16 protein-coding genes are annotated in these 19,200 nt (G+C 57.3%); 9 read left to right on the plus strand and 7 right to left on the minus strand.

Going from position 1 to position 19,200, the window contains the following annotated elements; all coding sequences use genetic code 11:
• Window positions 1–222 precede the first annotated feature (222 nt).
• Complete coding sequence (locus CQ011_RS09890; protein ID WP_105677545.1) at window positions 223–888, minus strand: IclR family transcriptional regulator; 666 nt, start codon at window positions 886–888, stop codon at window positions 223–225.
• A gap of 158 nt (window positions 889–1,046) precedes the next feature.
• Here CQ011_RS09890 and CQ011_RS09895 point away from each other — a divergent pair, with 158 nt between their 5' ends.
• The 3 genes from CQ011_RS09895 (at window position 1,047) to CQ011_RS09905 (ending at window position 5,063) form a co-directional block, all read left to right on the plus strand.
• Window positions 1,047–2,936, plus strand: a complete 1,890-nt coding sequence (locus CQ011_RS09895) for an FAD-dependent monooxygenase (RefSeq protein WP_105677546.1) — start codon at window positions 1,047–1,049, stop codon at window positions 2,934–2,936.
• A gap of 104 nt (window positions 2,937–3,040) precedes the next feature.
• Complete coding sequence (locus CQ011_RS09900) at window positions 3,041–3,775, plus strand: AAA family ATPase (protein ID WP_105677547.1); 735 nt, start codon at window positions 3,041–3,043, stop codon at window positions 3,773–3,775.
• Between the two features lie 469 nt (window positions 3,776–4,244).
• Window positions 4,245–5,063 carry a PspA/IM30 family protein gene (locus CQ011_RS09905; protein ID WP_105677548.1) on the plus strand — a complete coding sequence of 273 codons (819 nt, stop codon included), beginning with the start codon at window positions 4,245–4,247 and terminating at the stop codon, window positions 5,061–5,063.
• Between the two features lie 80 nt (window positions 5,064–5,143).
• On the opposite strand, the gene CQ011_RS09910 is transcribed toward CQ011_RS09905, so the two are convergent.
• The 3 genes from CQ011_RS09910 to CQ011_RS09920 are packed head-to-tail and all read right to left on the minus strand — an operon-like array spanning window position 5,144 to window position 7,943.
• A complete protein-coding gene (locus CQ011_RS09910) occupies window positions 5,144–5,995 on the minus strand; it encodes a DUF4097 family beta strand repeat-containing protein (protein WP_105677549.1) in 852 nt (283 codons plus the stop codon).
• Entirely contained in the window at window positions 5,992–6,681 is a 690-nt protein-coding gene (locus CQ011_RS09915) for a response regulator transcription factor (RefSeq protein ID WP_105677550.1), read from the minus strand. Before CQ011_RS09915 ends, CQ011_RS09910 begins: the two co-directional genes overlap by 4 nt.
• Entirely contained in the window at window positions 6,669–7,943 is a 1,275-nt protein-coding gene (locus tag CQ011_RS09920) for a sensor histidine kinase (RefSeq protein ID WP_105677551.1), read from the minus strand. Before CQ011_RS09920 ends, CQ011_RS09915 begins: the two co-directional genes overlap by 13 nt.
• A 122-nt stretch (window positions 7,944–8,065) precedes the next feature.
• Between CQ011_RS09920 and CQ011_RS09925 the strand changes: the two genes are divergently transcribed.
• The 6 genes from CQ011_RS09925 (at window position 8,066) to CQ011_RS09950 (ending at window position 15,537) form a co-directional block, all read left to right on the plus strand.
• A complete protein-coding gene (locus CQ011_RS09925; RefSeq protein WP_105677636.1) occupies window positions 8,066–8,674 on the plus strand; it encodes a GNAT family N-acetyltransferase in 609 nt (202 codons plus the stop codon).
• Window positions 8,675–8,979: 305 nt separating this feature from the next.
• The gene (locus CQ011_RS09930) at window positions 8,980–10,500 is read left to right on the plus strand and encodes an ABC transporter substrate-binding protein (protein WP_105677552.1); all 1,521 of its coding nucleotides are present in this window, start codon (window positions 8,980–8,982) and stop codon (window positions 10,498–10,500) included.
• Between the two features lie 31 nt (window positions 10,501–10,531).
• A complete protein-coding gene (locus tag CQ011_RS09935) occupies window positions 10,532–11,479 on the plus strand; it encodes an ABC transporter permease (RefSeq protein ID WP_105677553.1) in 948 nt (315 codons plus the stop codon).
• Window positions 11,479–12,330: an ABC transporter permease gene (locus CQ011_RS09940; protein ID WP_105677554.1), complete on the plus strand. Its 852-nt coding sequence runs from the start codon at window positions 11,479–11,481 to the stop codon at window positions 12,328–12,330. Before CQ011_RS09935 ends, CQ011_RS09940 begins: the two co-directional genes overlap by 1 nt.
• 2 nt (window positions 12,331–12,332) lie before the next feature.
• Window positions 12,333–14,093, plus strand: coding sequence for a dipeptide ABC transporter ATP-binding protein (locus CQ011_RS09945; protein ID WP_286161151.1), 1,761 nt, complete (start codon window positions 12,333–12,335; stop codon window positions 14,091–14,093).
• A 28-nt stretch (window positions 14,094–14,121) separates the two neighbouring features.
• Window positions 14,122–15,537, plus strand: coding sequence for an amidase (locus CQ011_RS09950; RefSeq protein ID WP_105677555.1), 1,416 nt, complete (start codon window positions 14,122–14,124; stop codon window positions 15,535–15,537).
• Here CQ011_RS09950 and CQ011_RS09955 read toward each other — a convergent pair.
• The 3 genes from CQ011_RS09955 to CQ011_RS09965 are packed head-to-tail and all read right to left on the minus strand — an operon-like array spanning window position 15,534 to window position 18,564.
• Window positions 15,534–16,304: a FadR/GntR family transcriptional regulator gene (locus CQ011_RS09955; protein ID WP_181148065.1), complete on the minus strand. Its 771-nt coding sequence runs from the start codon at window positions 16,302–16,304 to the stop codon at window positions 15,534–15,536. The genes CQ011_RS09950 and CQ011_RS09955 overlap by 4 nt on opposite strands.
• 10 nt (window positions 16,305–16,314) lie before the next feature.
• Window positions 16,315–17,085 carry an SDR family NAD(P)-dependent oxidoreductase gene (locus CQ011_RS09960; protein WP_105677557.1) on the minus strand — a complete coding sequence of 257 codons (771 nt, stop codon included), beginning with the start codon at window positions 17,083–17,085 and terminating at the stop codon, window positions 16,315–16,317.
• 30 nt (window positions 17,086–17,115) lie between these two features.
• The gene (locus CQ011_RS09965) at window positions 17,116–18,564 is read right to left on the minus strand and encodes an aldehyde dehydrogenase family protein (RefSeq protein ID WP_105677558.1); all 1,449 of its coding nucleotides are present in this window, start codon (window positions 18,562–18,564) and stop codon (window positions 17,116–17,118) included.
• Window positions 18,565–19,200: the final 636 nt, after the last annotated feature.

The raw sequence follows: 19,200 nt of genomic DNA on the forward strand, positions 1-19,200 counted from the left end.
CACGTTGCGGCCCGCACACACTGGGAGGTCGAAATGGGAGATTTTCGGGCATACACCATGGAAGAGCGGGCCACGTATTTGGCACCGTCTTGTGCACGTTGCGGCCAACACCGCCACGTGGTGTGGGAAAAAGTAGAAGGAACCGAAACATACCTGCCGCGCGACTCCGGTTGCTCTAACGAAGCTTGCACCGCATAGCGAGTTGCTTGCCGGCAGTTACGCTTAGGCTCGCACACCCAAGCTGGCGGAGATTCGCGCGGAAGCGGCGGTAAGTTTCAGCGCCACATGATGCTGGTCCAACTCTTGCGACAGGTAAATCACCGCGATTGCTCCGGGCTTATTTTGCGGTAGGTTGACCGGCACCGCGATTGAGGTGAGCCCGGGGATGACCTCGTCATAACTGAACTCGTAATCCTGAGCTGGGTACTGTTCCGGGTTGAGCTGGGAACGAATCACGCGTCCTGGGGCACCATTGTCGATAGGGTGCCGGGTTCCTGGACGTTGTGCCACGGTGGCATCTGCATGACGCGGCTCGGCGGTGCTCAATGTGACCGCAGCTTCTCCGTCGAAGACTACTAATAACGCGGTCATCTGCAGTTCGTCCGAGAGCGTGGCCAGGTGCGGGGTGGCGGCGGCCTGTAAAGATTTAGAAGCATTGCGCGCTAAGGCGCCGAGTCGCGCTCCCAATTCCAGATCTCCCGAGGCCGTACGCTCCACAAAGCCATATTGTTCGAAGGTCTTCACCAAGCGGTATGCCATGGAACGGTGAATGCCTAACTCTTGGGCTAGTTCGGCCACGGTCAGTGGGCTGGGGGATTCGCCGATGAGCGTGAGTGCTTTGAGTCCGCGGCCCAGAGTCTGGGATCCGCCTTCGGTAGTTTTAGTCATTTTTAGTCTTTTCGCCGTGCACGGAAACGCATGATGGCCGCCATGATGTGATCTGCGTCTTGCCCCTGCGGTCAAGGATAGCTACCATTGTATCTATAGTTACAACAGTGTCGCAACTATAGAGACAATCTAATGTGTGGCATTCCTAAGGAGTAAAAATGCAGATCCATCACAAAGGCTATGTTTCCGGCGATCCACGCGTGAAGCCAGCTGCCGGTTACGGCATTGACCGCTCGGAAGAAATCCCCGATGAGATGGATGTGTTGATCGTTGGAACGGGCCCAGCTGCCGCGGTAGTCGCCGCCCAGCTTTCGCGCTTTCCCAGCATTAATGCCCGCGCCATTGAGGTGCGCCCGGGCCGCTTGCAGGTAGGCCAGGCTGACGGAATCCAGGCACGCTCGGTAGAAACTTTCCAGGCCTTCGGCTTCGCCAACGAGGTTATCGAAGAGTCCTACCGCAACGTGGAGATGTGCTTCTGGACCCCAGATCCGCAGAACCCCGAAAACATCATTCGCCACTCACGGGCCGCCGATGACTCCACCGGCATGAGCGAATTCCCGCACATCTACGTCAACCAGGCCCGAATCCTGGACTACTTCCTACGCGACGCCGAACGTGCACCGGGCAAGATCACCCCGGACTACGGTGTGGAGTACCTGGACTGTGAAATCGATCCGGCAGCCGAATTCCCGGTCACCGCGCGCATCAAATATGTGGCAGGAGAACTTGCCGGGCAAGAGCGCAAGGTCAAAGCGAAGTACCTCGTCGGCGGCGACGGCGCCCGCAGTGCGGTCCGACGCTCATTGGGCCACAAGCTACACGGTGACGCCTCGCTGCACGCTTGGGGTGTCATGGACATTATGCTGAACACCGACTTCCCCGATATCCAGGTGAAGTGCTCGATTCAGTCTCACGATGCAGGCAACATCCTGTTGATCCCACGCGAGGGTGGTTACCTGGTCCGCGTCTACGTAGACCTTGGCGAGCTGACCGCCGAGGACGCCGGGGCGATTCGCAATACTCCGGTAGAAGACATCATTGCCACCGCGAACCGGATTGTGCACCCTTACAGTTTCGACGTGAAGTCCGTAGCGTGGTTCTCCGTTTACGAGGTTGCCCACCGCATCACCGACGGATTCGACGACGTGTCCGATGAAGAGCGCGGCACCCGTACCCCGCACGCATTCATCATGGGCGATGCCTGCCACACCCACTCTGCGAAGGCCGGTCAGGGCATGAATGTGTCCATCCAAGATGGCTTTAACCTCGGCTGGAAACTTGCTGCCGTGCTTGAAGGCCGCGCCCCGGAAGCACTGCTGAACACCTACGCCGAAGAGCGCAAGGTGATCGCGCAAAACCTGATCAACTTTGACAAGGAATGGTCCTCGCTGATGGCCAAGCCGGTCGAGGAATGGGAAGACCCAGACGAGCTGGAACGCTACTACGTGAGCACCATGGAATTCCCTGCCGGATTCATGACTCAGTACACCGAGTCGGCGATCACCACCGGTCTAGAACACCAGGACTTGGCCCCGGGCTTCCCGGTGGGTAAACGCTTCAAATCAGCTGAGGTCATTCGCCGAGCGGATAACCGTTGGCGTCACCTTGGTCATTTCCATGAAGCAGATGGCCGCTGGCGCGTTTACGCTTTCGCAGACCAAGCGGCTCCAGCACTGGCTGGCACGCCGATGGCTGACTTCGCCGCGTGGTGGAGCCAAGACGCTGCCTCGCCGCGTAATCTGTTTACGCCTGCCGGGGTAGACGAGGATGCGGTCTTTGACCTGAAGGCCATCTACCAGCAGGATTACACCGAGGTAGAGCTACACGATGTTCCTAAGGCTTTCCAGCCGCTGAAGGTGCCCTTCGGCCTGCATGACATCAACCAGGTTTTTGCTGCCGGGCATGGCCGCGATATCTTCGGTGAACGTGAGATCAGCAAGGAAGGCGCCATCGTGGTGGTCCGCCCGGATCAGTACGTTGCCGGGATCTTCCCGTTGTCCGCACATCAAGAAATTGCAGACTTCTTTGCCGGAAATATGACCGCGTAGGAAGCTAGCGAGTAAGACAGAATCAAAGCCGCCGAGGCCAGGGGTAATTTTGCGTCCTAGCTTCGGCGGCTTTGTTGTACCTAGCCCTTGGTAGCCTCGAAGGTATGAACCAGCCCTTCCAAATGCTTCCGGTGCGCAGGGTCCAAGAGGATCTTGAATCACCGGCGGATCGACACGTGTGGCCCGCTACGATTCCGGCGGTACGCCAGGTCCTCGACGACGGGTTGGACCTGTCCCAGCTGACCATCTTCGTCGGTCAAAATGGCGCCGGGAAGTCAACGCTGGTCGAGGCGATTGCTGAGGCCTTTGGCCTGAATGTAGAAGGCGGAACACAAAATTCCCGCCACCAAAGATATGACAATGAATCCGCGCTGGGGCAGCACCTGCAACTAGTGCGTGGTGCTGGAGCCTCAGGTGCCGGAGTGTTCCTTCGAGCCGAAACGATGCATGGACACTTCGCGTACCTCGAAGACCTAGACCGCGAAGACCAAAAGAAACGCGGACTGCACAATCTGCAAAGCCACGGTGAATCATTCATTGAATTTTTCACCTCGCGTTCCGGGGTTAACGGACTCTGGGTCTTTGACGAAGCGGAATCGGCGCTGTCTTTCGAAGGCAGCCTCACACTGCTCTCGCATATCTCAGACTTGCTTGCTACCGGGTCCCAGGTAGTACTCTCCACACACTCGCCCATTCTTGCATCGTTGCCGGGCGCCGACATTTATGAGGTCGGGCAGTGGGGTCTACGCCGTTGTAGCTATGACGAGTTGGATATGGTGCGTAACTGGCGGTTGTTCTTGGATGCTCCGGGCAGGTTCCTACGCCACTTTAAAGATTGAAACTTTCTGTCTGCTTTGCGCTGAAATAATGCTGGGTCCTACGGCGAATCGTTTGGTCTTCGGGGCGCTTCATTCTGCTCTTTGGAACCCCGACGGAAAATAAGACTAAGCAACACCGCCAGACCAACAGCGATAGCAAATCGAGGCCACAATCCAAGGTCTGTCAAGAAGCCCAAAGTCAGGAGCAATACTACTGGCGCTAGTCTGACTAGATATTTTGTCCACGGAGCGCTCATAGCCTCCATGATGTCAGCTGAAGTCGTTTAGTTTGGTTTCGTGACTAAACGGTTTCGGATCACCAATGATCAGTACGAGAATTCTGGTGGTTCCGAGCATGCTGTTCTGCGGGCCTTGGGTTATTGCCGGTGACTACGCAGCCCCAACTTTCCGCGCCATGAAGGGAAGCTGAGTTTAACGCTCAGTACTGCGTCGCATAGAGTTAAAGTTGCGGTTAACGAAGGGACGCACCATGGCCAAGAAACGCTCAATTTGGGCCCGTATGTTCGGGATCGGTAAAGCCAACGCCAATGCGGCACTGGATGCACTCGAAGATCCACAGAAGATGCTGGACCAGCAGGTTCGCGATTACACCAACAACATTGCCCAGGCTGAGTCGGCGGTAGCGCAGACCATCGGTAACCTGCGTATGGCAGAAGACGACCAAGCTAAGGCTATGGATGAAGTGAAGTCTTGGGGCGCTAAAGCCCTTGCCGCTTCGAATAAAGCCGAAGAATTCTCGGCTGCCGGGGATGCTAGCAACGCGCAGAAGTTCAACCAGCTAGCGACCGTTGCAATCCAGCGTCAGATGGCGGCGGAGACAAAGGTCAAGAACCTAGCTCCAAGCATTGCCTCGCAGCGCGAAGTTGTCGCGAAGCTCAAAGATGGTCTGAACACCATGGGTAAAAAGCGCATTGAATTGGTAGGCAAGCGTGATGAGCTTGTAGCCCGTGCGCGTAATGCCAAGACTCAGGGCCAGATGATGGAAACGCTCAAGGCCTTGGATATGAATGATCCAACCAGCGAGATCAGTCGTTTCGAAGACAAGATCCGTCAGGATGAGGCTAAGGTTCGTGGTGCTTCCGAGCTTGCCGCTTCCTCGCTAGACTCGCAGTTCGCCGCCCTAGAGGATCTGGGTGAAGAAACTGAGGTTGAAGCGCGACTGGCAGCGATGAAGGGCGAGCAGAACGTTCTGGATGAAGCCCCCACTGCGTCGGCAATTGAAGCCGAAGCTCCGGCGGTCTCTGAAATCGAAGCCCGCTTGGCTGCGATGAAGAAGAACCAAGCTTAAGTAGCAAAATTAGAACCGGCCTCGGTGAGAAGCAGAAAATGCTTCTCACCGAGGCCGGTTTTTATGATTTGTCCTGCTGACTACTTGCTGGTTACCGAGCCTGAACTCAGTTTGGCGTTGCCTGCCGAGAGTTCAATCGAGATCTTGTGAGGCGACTTTGGATCTGTCACCAGCAAATTCGAAAGATTTCCCGCGTCCATGGTCTGACGCACATCGTAGGATCCATCTGGCAGTTCTAGATCCAACGAACCTGCGCTGACTTCTGCGTTGATACTCTGTGGCACGGTACCGGTCAGGTTGCCGGCCATATGACCTGCAGAGATATCGAAGACTGCGTGTTGCACGTCTGCAAGGGATACTTCGGCTTTCCCCGCTCCGAGATGGATTTCCGCCGACTGCGCGGTACCGGACAAGTCCAGTTCACCGGCACCAACCTCGGCGACCAAGTTCTTGTAAGCACCCACCGCGGTGAAGTCGCCGGCGGCTAAATCGAAATTGGCGTCGAGCCTTCCGTCATTCAAAGATTTCGGGAGGATCAGTGTCGCTTCGTTGTTATACAAGCCGCAACCGAAGAAGCACCAGTTACCCCAGGAATTGGGGGAGTCAACGACAAGTTTGTCTCCCTGACGCGAGAGCTTCCAATCCGAACCGTTTGCGCTATCGATTTCCAGGGTAGCTTCGGTGGCATCTGCATAAACTAGCTCAAAGCTTCCGGAGTTCGCGGAGATCTCTAGGCTGGTCACTCCTGCGGTATCAAGGGTTTGGGTGCTTTGTTCACGATTCAATGAGGCCACGGCACTTCGTGCGGTAGTGATCAGCAAGGTGAGCACTACCAATGCTCCCAAGATCATCAGGATGGTGTTCACGGGCTTGGCCTTGCGCCGGTTAGTTGGGGGCATCGGTGGCAGCGTGCTGGTTTCGGTGGTGGTCATGATCCTGTCCTGTCTGTGCGAGTGGTGCCCAGAGTTTCAATATGGGCCAGGGCTGCCAGCACACGCCGGTTACCCGTTCCATCGGCTTCTAAGCCGAGTTTCTGGAAGATTGAGGTGATGTATTTTTCCACGCTGGCCTCCGAGAGAAAGAGCAGCGCGGCGATCGCTTGGTTGGATTTTCCTTCGGCCAAGGCACCTAGGACGGTGCGTTCCCGGTCGGTCAGGCGTTGCATGCGGTCATCATGATTGCGGCGAGTCAACAGCTGTGCCACCACTTCCTGATCGAGGATCGTTCCGCCTGCTGCGATCTGCTCCAGCGAGGCAATGAACTCGCTGACATCGGCGACGCGGTCCTTGAGCAGATAACCGATGGCTCCGGATTGGGTTGAAATTAGTTCCGAAGCGTAACGTTCTTCCACGTATTGGGAGAGCACCAGTACCGGCAGATCCGGATATTTCTTGCGTACTTGCAAGGCCGCGCGGATTCCCTCGTCCGTGTAAGTCGGTGGGAGCCGGACATCTAAGATGCAGATCTGCGGGAACTGTTCTTCGGACGCCGAGTCGAGGAATTCCATCAGGCCACTGGCCTCCGGAAGGTCTATGACCACTTCGTGGCCAGAGTGCACTAGCAGACGCACCAGGCCTTCGCGTAGTAGTACCGAGTCTTCACAAATTAGTACGCGCATGGCACGTTCACCTCCAGAGCAGTTGGACCACCCTGTGGGCTGTCTAAGCTGATTGTCCCACCGGCCGCTACGACGCGATTGGTGATCCCATCAAGCCCGCCGCCCGGGGTGATGCGTGCGCCACCCACGCCGTTATCTTCGATACGAGCCCACAAGCTGTGCTGTCCGTTGGTTTCACGCAGTCGCACTGTCACGAGGCAACGCTGGGCCCTAGAATGTTTGGCGGCATTGGTTAACGCCTCGGCAATGGAGAAGTACATGGCTGCTTCGGTCACCCGAGGGTAGCGTCCATTCAATTGCACATCGAGTTCCACGGGGATATGACTGCGGCCGGCCACCGCTGAGAGCGCAGCATCCAGGCCACGGTCATCGAGTACCGAGGCATAAATTCCTCGGGTGAGCTGACGTAACTCGGTAATGGCGGACTTGGTCGAGGCATGGGCTTCGGCCACCAATTCCTTGGCCTGCTGTGGATTGCTATCAATCTGCTGGTGCGCCAGCCCCAAGGTCATCGCCACCGATACCAACCGTGGTTGGACCCCATCATGCAGGTCACGTTCAATCCGGGTGCGTTCAACTTCGGCGGCTCGTACGGCGCCTTCACGCTGTGCCGCCGTGGTGCGCACTCGTTCGGTGAGTTCCGTTTCCCTGGTCAGGGAACCGATGATTCCCATGGTGACAATTCGGTGTAGGAAGGCCAGCCCGACAACAACTGCGGCGCCAGCGACGGCGACGAGCAAAAGCCAGGGAGCCTGGGAGGCTTTGGTAACGATAGAGAATGGACCGGTGACGGTGTCCACCCCGGTCAGTGGGGCGAAAGCGACAATGAGGGAATGAATCGTCCACTGCAGGGCGCCGAGCATAAAACCGCCGGCGAAGCAGGAGAAAACGAAGCTTCCCATCGCGGCCCACATGCGTCCGTTGGCGACATTGCGTCCCAGCGAACGGACGTATTCGCCAAATCCTTCACGGCGACGAGCCCGCCAAACTAGCGGAGCTACCTCGATGTCGTAAAGTCCGCTGATACGTAGAACCTCTAAACGGGAAATTCCAAAGATGGTGTACAGCAACCCGGCTAAGAAGATTAGGCCTAAGCCCAGCACCAGTGTCAGGCCGATTCCCAAGCCTAGCCACCCGAGCAGCAGTGAAATGAGAACCAAGCCGAAGCTGCCCAACAATGCCATATGCAGCAAGGTGGAACCCAGCCTCAGCGGGGGACGGGGAGCTTTGCTCACCGGTAAAACCTTAGGTGTCGAAGTCATAACTCAACAGTATTCTGACCGGTCTGCTGATAACACCGAGAGATCCGTAGAAGAAAGGTAGGGAAAACCCGAAGAAATTGTTGGGACTATCTCTGAAGATCAAGAAAGCGCAAGATAGTGCCATGGAATCTATCATTCAGAGGCCCGTTGAGGAGGCTGCGCAATGGGAAGTCCTGCCGGTAACGCCGGAACGATTCGAAGACTTCGCGACGGTACTTAATCCCATGGGGCGCGAAAAGCACTGTTGGTGTTTATCTCACCGTTTAGGCGCCAAGGAGATCGAGCAGTTAGGTGCGGCAAACCGCGTCGACGCGATGCGTTCTTTGAGCGCCGAACCCATCGCACCTGGTGTTGTGGCCTATAAGGACGGTGTACCGGTAGGTTGGTGCAGTATTAGTCCCCGGAAGCAGATTCCTTTACTGGAGCGTTCAAAGCTCATTCGTGCGGTGGATGACGTGCCGGTGTGGAGCATTATCTGTGTGGTGGTGCGAAGCGGTTATCGCCGCCAGGGGGTCACCACCCACATGCTCGAAGGGGCATTGAACTATGCGAAACAACTAGGTGCCCCGGCCGTCGAAGCATACCCCGTGGATCCCGAAGGGCGCATGGATCTGACCATGGCTTTTGTTGGCACGCGCAAGATGTTCGAGGCGGTGGGCTTCGAGGTCATCGGTGTCACCGATGCGGTGGCCAGCAGAATGCCGCGACTGATCATGCGCAAGACTTTCTAGTACGGTTCTTCCGCGTCGTAGATGCTGACCGGGCTCGATTTGCTTGAAAATAATCGCCTCGTCAATTTACTGGATCACTCGTTCATAGGCAGTGTCGGAACGGCCTGGTGACTGACAGACTGCGCATAGCACCATCCTTTGATCGCTGTGAGTTGTGGATAAGAGGAGCACAGTTCGCGCGGTCCCGTCCTTGGGCACTAATATTACGATCACTGGTAAGACCGGAGAACCTAGTAGAAATATCAACATAAATAGTGTTGTGTGGGTCATATCACTGGCATACCTGATGACCCGATGGAGAACTCATGAGCGCGAAAAAGAACTACGTCCGCCTGGCCGCGGTAGTCATGGCTGGTTCGCTAGCCCTCACCGCCTGTTCGGCTGGTTCCGGAGGTGGAAGCGCTGACGGAACTGAAGCCAAAACCGGAGTGACCCTCGCGCTTACCGGAGAACCGGTCAACCTAGACTTCACCACGACAGCGGGTGCAGCAATTCCCCAAGCGCTGATGTCCAACGTATATGAGGGCCTCGTAGAGATCGACCAAGATGGCGAAATCCAGCCACTACTGGCCGAGTCATGGGAACTAAGCAACGGCAATAAGACCTACACCTTTAAACTTCGTGAGGGAGCCACCTTCTCCAACGGTGAAGTCTTCACCGCAGATGACGTGAAGTTCAGTATCGAACGCGTGAAGTCTGATGCCTGGGTTTCCAGTCTGAAAAAGAAGATGGACATCGTCGATTCCGTCAAGGTCAACAGCGATACCGAAGTAGCTATCACGTTGAAGAAGCCGAGTAACGCTTGGCTCTTCGACATGGGAACTTTAGTTGGTGCGATATTTGATCCCAGTGGTGTGGAAGACCTCGCGAATAAGGCCATCGGCACCGGCCCATACGCCATCGACGCGTGGAACCGCGGTCAATCCATAGATTTTGTCACCCGTGATGACTACTGGGGTGAAAAGCCAGCGGTCGAAACCGCGACACTGCGCTACTTTGCCGACGCGGTGGCCACCACCAACGCCCTGCAGTCCGGGGACGTGGATGTCGTTTACAACATGCAGTCACCGGAGCTACTCTCCAGCTTTGAATCAGATCCCAAGTACCAGGTGCTTGATGGAACCTCCAACGGTGAAATCATCTTGTCAATGAACAACAAGAAGGCGCCGTTTGATGACAAACGCGTTCGCCAGGCAGTGATGTACGCGATTGATCGCCAAGCGGTCATTGACACCGCATGGAATGGCTACGGGACAAAGGTTGGCGGACCGGTCCCAACCACGGACCCATACTATGAAGACCTCAACGACGTGTACCCGCATGATCCTGCCAAGGCGAAAGCCTTGCTCAAGGATGCCGGAGTGGAAAACCTGAACATCACCTTCACCGTTCCCACCCGGCCATACGCCACCGCAGTCTCGGAAATCGTAGTTTCACAGCTCGCAGACGTGGGCATCAATGCGAAAATCGAATCTGCCGAATTCCCAGCAGTGTGGCTTGATGAGGTCTTCACCAAGAAGGACTACCAAATGTCGGTGGTGCTCGCCGTGGAAAGCCGCGATGTGTTGGCGATGTTCAACAACCCGGACTACTACCTGGGTTATGACAACTCAAAGATCAAGGACATCGCCGCCCAAGCCGATGCCGCAGATGAGGCAGGTTACGTCTCGGGGATGAAGAAGGTGGTGCGCACCATCGTGGATGACGCAGCCGCCGATACGCTGTTCATCTTCCCCAACATTGTGGTGGCCGACGCGAATGTCACCGGCATTCCGGCGAACTCCGTGACCGAAGCGTTGGATCTGACAAATTTCGGTTGGAAGTAGTCCACTAGCAAGCCGACCGGAAGAGACACTTTTGGGTATCCGTTTACTGATCAACCTCGTGAGATTTGTTGTCACCTATGTGATTGCTACGGTGGCGGTGTTCTTATTCATGCGCGCTATTCCGGGAGACCCGGCTCAGATCGCGTTGGGTGTGAACGCCACCCCGGAGCTCCTGGCAAAAACACGAGCCGAATTCGGTACGGACCGTCCACTCGTTGTGCAGTACTTCGACTGGGCCCTGGGGTTACCCTTCGGCGACTTTGGAACCTCCTATGTCACCAGGCAAGACATCAGTCCACTGATTATCGACAGGGTTCAGGTCAGCCTGATCCTTGTCATCCTGGCCATGATTGTGGCCCTGGCGATTGCTATTCCCTTTGGCACCTATGCGGCGGTGAAACACCGTAATCCCAGCGGAATTATCGTCAGTGGGATCAGCCAGTTAGGGGTAGCCATCCCCAACTTCTTGGCCGGAATCTTGCTGGTGGTGGTTTTTGCCGTGGGGTTAGGCTGGTTGCCTGCCAACGGGTGGACTCCACCGGGCAAAGACTTCTCAGATTTTGCTTCCCGTGTGGTGCTGCCGGTACTAGCTCTGGCCTCGGTACAGGGAGCAATCCTGACCCGCTATGTTCGCTCGGCGGTAATGGAAGTGATGAGTGAAGACTATCTACGTACCGCCAGATCCAAGGGGCTTGGCAAACTGGAGTCGCTGATCAAACACGGTTTACGCAACGCCTCAATTCCGGTGCTCACGGTGACCAGCGTGCAATTAGCCGCGCTGATCATTGGTGCGGTGGTAATTGAACGGGTCTTCGTGATCCCCGGGTTGGGTTCGATGTTATTGGACGCGGTAGGCAACCGTGATCTGCTCACCGTGCAATCAGTGGTGATGGTTTTGGTCGCGATCACCTTGATCATCAACCTGGTCGTGGACGTGCTCTACACCGTGCTGGATCCACGAATTCGAAAGGGCGCGTAATGGCCGAGGAACAATTTTTAGCGACAAAAACTCGCCGTAAATTCTCACCCACCCTCATTATTGGTGCGATCTTGGTGGCAGTCGTGGTCATTGCCGCCTTGGTCTCCTTTATCTGGACGCCGTATAACCCGGTGCAAGCTTTCCCCGCGGACCGCCTGCAAGGTTCAAGCGCAGCTCACCTGATGGGCACCGACAGGTACGGGCGCGACGTCTTCTCCGGAATTCTTTATGGCGCCCGTATCACCTTGATGGTGGGGTTGGTGGCGGTGGGCATTGCCCTGCTAATCGGCACTCCGCTAGGCATCTTGGCAGGAATGCGTCGGGGCATCACCGAAGAAGTCACCATGCGCGGCGCCGACATTCTGTTAGCTTTCCCCGCCCTTTTGGTGGCCATCATGTTTGGTGCGGTCTTTGGGGCAAGTACGCTGACCGCGATGCTCGCTATCGGTATTGGTTCCATCCCCGGTTTTGCCCGAGTGGCACGCAGTGGAACCTTGCAGGTGATGAGCACCGAATACATCATGGCGGCCAGAGCCTCCAGCCAGAGTTCTTGGCGTATTGCTCGGCGCCATGTAATGCCAAATATTGTCGGCATGGTGGTGGTCCAGTGTTCGGTGTCCTTCGCCATCGCGGTACTGGCAGAAGCGGCGCTATCTTTCCTTGGGTTGGGTACGCCGCCTCCGGTACCTTCCTGGGGTCGCATGCTTCAAGAATCCCAGCAGTTCCTTGGCACCTTCCCAATGCTTGCCGTCTGGCCGGGATCCGCCATCGCGATTGCGGTGCTTGGCTTCACGCTCCTTGGCGACGGTCTGCGCGACCGCTTTGACCCGAAACTGAACGGAGAACGCTGAGCGTGGATATACAGCAGAAGGCCGCTGGCCTGATTGAGGTCAAAAATCTCACCATCAGCACCAAAGCCCGGACCCTAGTCAGCAACTTTAACCTGAGTATGCAACCCGGCGACCGGGTGGGACTCATCGGCGAATCCGGGTCGGGTAAGTCAATGACCGCTTCGGCGCTTATGGGATTACTACCTGAGGGCGTCAGCGCCCAAGGCTCCATCAGCTTTGCAGGACACGACGGAAACCTCGTGGACGCCAGCGACAGGCAGTGGCAAAAGATCCGTGGCAAAGAAATGACTATGGTCTTCCAAGAACCACTGACCGCGCTGAACCCACTGATGAAGGTGGGCCCACAAGTCGCTGAAATCATGACCAGCCACAAAACAGTCGCTTCCCGCTCCGCAGCGCGCGAGCGCGCCGTTCAAATGCTGGAATCGGTCAAACTACCGGACCCACAACGCGCCGCACGTGCCTACCCACACCAACTTTCCGGTGGGCAACGTCAACGCGCCATGCTGGCCATGGCATTGGCAAACAACCCAGGACTGCTGATCTGCGACGAGCCGACCACCGCCCTGGATGTCACCGTGCAACGCCAAGTCCTTGACCTGATCTTAGAGTCGGTGACCGACATGGGAACCGGGTTGCTCTTTATCACCCATGACCTCTCGGTGGTTGCCAACGTCTGTGACCGAGTCCTGGTAATGAATGATGGACAGGTAGTGGAGGAGGGGAGTACCGAACAGGTCTTCACCAACCCACAGCATCCTTACACTCGGGGACTTCTGGCCGCCTCAGATCTGAACGCCACCGATGAACAGGGCAGGCTCTTCACCGTAGCCTCGGCCGCCGCCTACGTTCCGCCTACCGTCAACGAAGCTCAGCCGATGGTTTCCGCCGAGCCCGTGGTGGTGCTCGAAGAGCGCAGCGAAACCGACGCGACGCCCGCAAGCTCCAGCGAGGACGAACCGGTGATCAGCGTCAAAGATCTGCACCGCAGTTACCCCGTGGCCCGCTCCACACTCTTTGGAAAACCCTCACAGGTCCACGCACTACGTGGCCTATCTTTTGACGTGGCCACCGGGCAACGCTTTGGTGTGGTCGGGGAATCAGGATCCGGCAAATCAACGCTGCTACGTATCTTGGCAGGCCTAGACCAGCCCACCTCGGGCAGCGTAAAAGTTGCCGGTAACCAGATTAACGGGGCGAAGGAACGCGACCTGGTGCAACTGCGTCAGCAGCTGCAAATCGTCTTCCAAGACCCTATGGGATCTCTAGACCCGCGCATGCGGGTCCGTGACATTATTGCCGAACCGCTACTCGCGCCGGGACAAAAGGTGGACAGCGCACGGCAACGCAAACTGGTGGCCGAGATGTTGGGGTCCGTCGGGTTGCCACAGGATGCGGCCGAACGTTTCCCGCACCAGTTCTCCGGTGGCCAACGCCAACGTATCTCGATTGCCCGCGCCTTGATCTGTGAACCCCGGGTGCTGGTGGCCGATGAGCCGGTCAGCGCCTTGGATGTTTCGGTGCGTGCCCAGGTGCTCAACCTGCTCTCGGATCTGGTCGATGACTATCAGCTGACCCTCGTATTTGTCTCCCACGACCTGGGGGTCGTGCGCCATCTGTGCGACAACGTGGTGGTGATGACCAACGGACAAATCGTGGAAAGCGGGAGTACCGAGCAAATTTACGAGCATCCACAACATGACTACACCCGCACCCTGGTTAACTCCTCGATGTCGCTTCGCAACGAATTGTCCCTGCGCTAGCACTTCGCGCTTACCGTGAAAGGTCCCCATGTCTCAGCTCTCCGACCCCAGCACCGCCCTGCACCAACTGAGCGCCCGAGAGCTGGGCAACGCATACGCGGCCAAGGAACTTTCCCCGGTTGAGGTCGCCGGCGCGGTGATCCAACGCATTCAAGAGCGCGAGCCGGTACTGAACGCGATGTACCGCTTTGACCCGGAAGATATTCTGCACCAAGCACGGCGCAGTGAGAAACGCTGGGCTAACGGGACCGAACGTGGGGTGCTCGATGGTGTTCCGGCCACCGTGAAGGAAAACGTGGCCCGTGCGGGAATCCCGATGCCCTCCGGCACCGCCCTGCCCAACCCGAAGGTGCCTACACACAACGCGCCAATCACCGACCGAATCTTAGAAGCCGGCGCCATCATCTTGGGTTCCACCACGATGCCGGACTGGGGGATGTTGTCCTCCGGAGTCTCCAGCCTGCATGGGATTTCACGCAGTGCCTGGAATCCGGCGTGGACCACCGGAGGGTCAAGTGCCGGGGCCGGATCTGCTGCGGCTGCCGGATACGGTCCTTTACATATAGGAACAGATATTGGCGGTTCTATCCGGCTACCCGGTGGCTGGCAGGGGCTAGCCACGCTTAAACCTAGTGCTGGTCTGATCCCGCTAGACGCCCCATATCTGGGTCGGGCCGCCGGACCTTTGGGGCGCAGCGTGGATGACATTGCGTTATTCATGTCCATCCTCGGCCAACCAGATGTGCGCGACTACACCGCGAGGCCTTACCCAGCACAAGACTGGGCTGGCAGTCTCTCGGGCGTGGCTTCACTCAACATTGCGCTCCATACCGAGGCTAATGCCGGCTCTGCGGTACAACCAGAAGTATTGGCCGCGGTGCAGGAAGTCGCTTCTCTCTTTGCCCAGGCAGGGGCAACCGTGCAAACCCTTGACCCATTTATCACTCAAGAGATGCTCGACCGCTTGGACAGGTTTTGGCGCACCCGGTCGTGGGCGGACTACCGCGAACTGTCGGCAGAAAACCAGACCAAGGTCTTGGACTACATTGTTGCCTGGTGCACCGTAGGCTCCACCTTTGATGGGGCAGATACCATCAGAAACTTTGGTGCCATAGACCAAATGCAACAGGCGACCATCGCTGCGACTTCCGGCTTTGATCTGGTGATCTCCCCGGTCTCCCCAATGCCCGCATTTCCCGCCGAGCAGCCGATGCCGGTGGTAGATCCACTAGCAACCATGAGCCACATTGCCTTCACCGTGCCCTACAACATGTCCGGTCAGCCGGCGGCCACGGTGAACTGCGGGTTCACCAGTGAGGGCAAACCTATCGGCGTGCAGCTCTCCGGTCCGGTGGGCGCCGATGCGGCGGTGCTGCAGGCAGCACGCTGGTATGAAACTCACCGTCCGGCCAGCGCCAGCCCGTTATGGGACACCCTGGACTAAACGCTGTCCGGGCTACCAAATGAGGCCAGCGCTGCCAAAGCATCGCGCTGGTCAGCGGGCACCAGATGAGCGTAGTACTCAAAGAGGCTACTACGGGCCAGATGCTCGGCAAGATGCGCGTCCCGATCTCGAATCGCGTTGAACACCTTCTGGTGGTGCTCGATGGTGCGCGCCATCAGCGCCTCATCATCACTACTTTCTTCGATAGTCCGCGCAATGAGCTGCTCGATAGATTGCCGCACCGCCGCAGCAGAGATGTGTAACAGCGTGTGCCCACTGGCCTTCGCCACCACCTCATGAAAATCGAGGTCGGCCCGGCTGAACGCTGCCTGGCCTTGTGGTCGTGCCGTACCCATGAGCGTTATCGTCCGTTCGAGCTGTACTAGGTCTGCATCGCTACGTCGAATGGCCGCCAACGAATTCGCCGAGGACTCCAAGGTCATCCGATAAATCAACAGATCCACCAGACTAGAAGCCGAGGTGTGGGTCAAATGGGTGATCAGCTTGCCCAGCGGAGCCGGACTTGGGCTAAGTACCAGAGCACCGCGTGGATCTCCCGGGCGCGAGGCAATGAGACCGTTGGATTCAAGCACCCGCATGGCCTCACGTACCGTCGAGCGACCGACCTGGAATTGGGTTACCAGTTCGCGCTCGCCGGGCAACCGATCACCAACCTTCAATTCCCCAGAAAGTACGCGTGTTTCAACGTGGCTCACGATCGCTTCAAAGGCTCGTGGTTTGGCCGGGCTTCGTGGAAGCTGCGACATCTGTGAGCGCCTATTCCGGTGGGTTGTAGCGGCCATCGATGGCGGTCCACCCACCATCCACGGTCAGCACCGACCCGGTCACAAAGCTGGAAGCCTGCGAGGCCAGATACACGATGGCCCCGGCCATCTCCTCGGGTTTCGCCCAGCGGCCCAACGCACTCTTGGACGCATACGCGTTGTACCACTCTTTGTCTGCGCTGATTTGAGCGGTCAGCGGGGTTTCCACCACACCCGGGGCAACCACATTCACCCGCACACCCTGGGGCCCAAACTCGGCCGCTGCGGTCCGCACCAGCTGCACCAACGCCGCCTTGGTGGCCGCATAAACACTCTGTCCCGGTTCCACCACGGACGCCCGAATAGAGGCGATTCCGATGATTGACCCACCACCATTTTCTGCCAGCCGCGGAGCAAAAGCCTGAATCAGCGCGAAAGAAGCGCGCAGGTTCAGATTCACCACCTGATCAAATTCCTCCATCGTGTAATCCACGATTCTTTTGCGCACATTCATCGCGGCGGTAAACACCAACGCGGTGATGTCCTTAAACTCTGCAGCGGTGGCTTTCACCGCCTCATGATCAAGCACGTCTAATTCGAGCACGGTCGGTGCCGTTCCCAGCAGTTGCGCGGTCTCTTGGGCCGCCAACACATTGCGGTCCGCGCAGATCACCTGCGCGCCGTGGGCTCCCAAAGCAAGGGCGGCCTCGCGTCCGATCCCACTGCCCGCGCCGATCACCAATACGCGCTGGCCGGAAAATTCAAAAAGCTGGGTGTAATCCATCGGTGCTTACCTACTTTCGAAACGTTATGCCTAGGGTCGGATGATCGCCATGCGGGTGACAGTGAATTCTTCGATAGCAAAACGTGGCCCTTCACGGCCGATCCCGGAATCTTTGACCCCACCATAAGGCATGATGTCGGAACGGAACCCGGGAATTTCATTGACCACCACCCCGCCAACCTCGAGCTCCTCGATGGCGCGGAACGCGGTCTTCAGGCTGCTACTGAAAATCGCCGCCTGCAACCCATACCGCGAGTCATTCACCAGCTCAAACGCGCTGTCCAAGTCATCAAATCGATGCAAACAAATCACCGGTCCAAAGATCTCCTCGCACCACAATTTCGCCTCGGTAGGCACCTGGCTCATCACCGTGGGCAGGATACTGCCGGCCTCGATCTTGCCTCCTGCAAGGATCTTTGCCCCACCAGCTACCGCCTGGTCGATCCACTGCAAAATGCGGTTACTGGAGGTCTCGTTGATCAACGGAGCCACCCGGGTCTGGGCACTGCGTGGGTCTCCCACAACCACTTCGTCTAGTCGGGCTAGTAGTTCGCGCTGAAACTGGTCGGCGATCTTAGCGTCTAATAGCACCCGCTGCACCGAAATGCATGCCTGCCCGTTGGCGTAGAAACCGCCACGAATCACCGCGTCCACCGCATCTTCGATGCGCGCATCTGCGGCCACGATGAACCCGGTATTTGAACCGAGCTCAAGTACCGCCTTGCGTGGGGCGGCGTTCTTGGCGATCTGGTGGCCGACTGCCGCGGACCCGGTGAAAGAAACTACCGCGGCCCGTGGGTCCTCCACTAGCTTTTCGCCGACCTCGATTCCTCCGGTCACCAGCTGTACCGCACCCGCGCTGACCTGGTGTTCGGTCAGTGCTTGGCGAATCAGGTGCACTACCCACAGCGTCGTCAACGGGGTATTGGGTGCCGGTTTTAAGATGATCGGGCATCCGGCGGCGAGAGCCGGCGCCAACTTATGACTTGCTAAGAGCAGAGGATAGTTAAATCCGGCGATGCCGATGACAACTCCAGCCGGCCTGCGGGTCCAGTAACCGATCATGCCCTCACCTGAGGGTTGCAGATCTAGCGGAACAGTTTCCCCATGCAGGTGCGCGACTTCTTCGGCGGCGGCCGCCCACGTGGTGAGGCTACGGGCCACCTCTACCCGGCAATCGATCAACGGTTTACCGGTTTCCCACACCAACAGGTTTTCTAGCCCTTCGGATACGGCAGCGATTTTCTGCTGGACCGCCAACAGGATTGAGCGTCGGGTGCCAGCACTGAGCTTTGCCATTTCTTGGCGCACGGACGCAGCAGCATCCAAGGCTTGGCTCGCGTGGGCTACCGTACCTACCGGGGCTTGGGCGATCACCGAGGAATCGAAGGGGAAAATAATCGGATCACTGTGCTCGCAGGGCACCCAGTGCTCACCAATAGGTAGACCGTCCGGATAATTTTTGACGTGAACTGGCACCGTTCCTGCTTTCGAATCGTCGGCAGCGAGATGGCTACTGGTCTGACCAGTAACTGTCCACAGCTAATCAGTGATGCAGCGCACAGTCAAGAGGTTTGCCCCCCTTCAAGAAACTCGGGATTTGTCATCGACGCGATGTCGGGCTTCGTGCGATGGATACGCAAACCGTTTCCTTAATCTATGAAGAATCTGCTGAAAATGGCATGAAGGTTTTTGAGATTCGCATTCATAGAGTGAGAAGTTTTGACGCACTATCTCGTCGCGAGGCGACGTAGTCTCTGATTGCCTACGAGTCGGAACGTGGTTGTGGTTTTGTTAAACAGTTAGCGTCGTTGGGCTCTCCCAGGCCAAGCCAGGACGCAGTCCGGTTATTCTGAGCGGACGACACCGTTGTCTGTGGCGTGGGAAAACATAGTGGCTCCGTTTTTAACAGTCGTCGGGCAAGGTCATTTAGCACCTGGATGGGGCGTTTGGTGCGCACAGAGGTTCATGTGCGTTTCATTGCAAGATCCAGTTGTTTTGGTGACCGGAATTCGCGAAAGTGAACCGCGTTCGCACACAAATATTGCGGCACCGTCACCCTCACACTTAAGTATGATTGCGTAGAATTTATGGTTTGGTTAGTGTCTATATTGA

It is taken from the genome of Arthrobacter sp. MYb213, assembly GCF_002979915.1.
Lineage (GTDB): Bacteria > Actinomycetota > Actinomycetes > Actinomycetales > Micrococcaceae > Glutamicibacter.

Coding starts and splice junctions, on each gene's coding strand:
- CQ011_RS09890 (WP_105677545.1), bottom strand. CDS start 888: ATGACTAAAACTACCGAAGGCGGATCCCAGACTCTGGGCCGCGGACTC.
- CQ011_RS09895 (WP_105677546.1), top strand. CDS start 1,047: ATGCAGATCCATCACAAAGGCTATGTTTCCGGCGATCCACGCGTGAAG.
- CQ011_RS09900 (WP_105677547.1), top strand. CDS start 3,041: ATGAACCAGCCCTTCCAAATGCTTCCGGTGCGCAGGGTCCAAGAGGAT.
- CQ011_RS09905 (WP_105677548.1), top strand. CDS start 4,245: ATGGCCAAGAAACGCTCAATTTGGGCCCGTATGTTCGGGATCGGTAAA.
- CQ011_RS09910 (WP_105677549.1), bottom strand. CDS start 5,995: ATGACCACCACCGAAACCAGCACGCTGCCACCGATGCCCCCAACTAAC.
- CQ011_RS09915 (WP_105677550.1), bottom strand. CDS start 6,681: ATGCGCGTACTAATTTGTGAAGACTCGGTACTACTACGCGAAGGCCTG.
- CQ011_RS09920 (WP_105677551.1), bottom strand. CDS start 7,943: ATGACTTCGACACCTAAGGTTTTACCGGTGAGCAAAGCTCCCCGTCCC.
- CQ011_RS09925 (WP_105677636.1), top strand. CDS start 8,066: ATGGAATCTATCATTCAGAGGCCCGTTGAGGAGGCTGCGCAATGGGAA.
- CQ011_RS09930 (WP_105677552.1), top strand. CDS start 8,980: ATGAGCGCGAAAAAGAACTACGTCCGCCTGGCCGCGGTAGTCATGGCT.
- CQ011_RS09940 (WP_105677554.1), top strand. CDS start 11,479: ATGGCCGAGGAACAATTTTTAGCGACAAAAACTCGCCGTAAATTCTCA.
- CQ011_RS09950 (WP_105677555.1), top strand. CDS start 14,122: ATGTCTCAGCTCTCCGACCCCAGCACCGCCCTGCACCAACTGAGCGCC.
- CQ011_RS09955 (WP_181148065.1), bottom strand. CDS start 16,304: ATGTCGCAGCTTCCACGAAGCCCGGCCAAACCACGAGCCTTTGAAGCG.
- CQ011_RS09960 (WP_105677557.1), bottom strand. CDS start 17,085: ATGGATTACACCCAGCTTTTTGAATTTTCCGGCCAGCGCGTATTGGTG.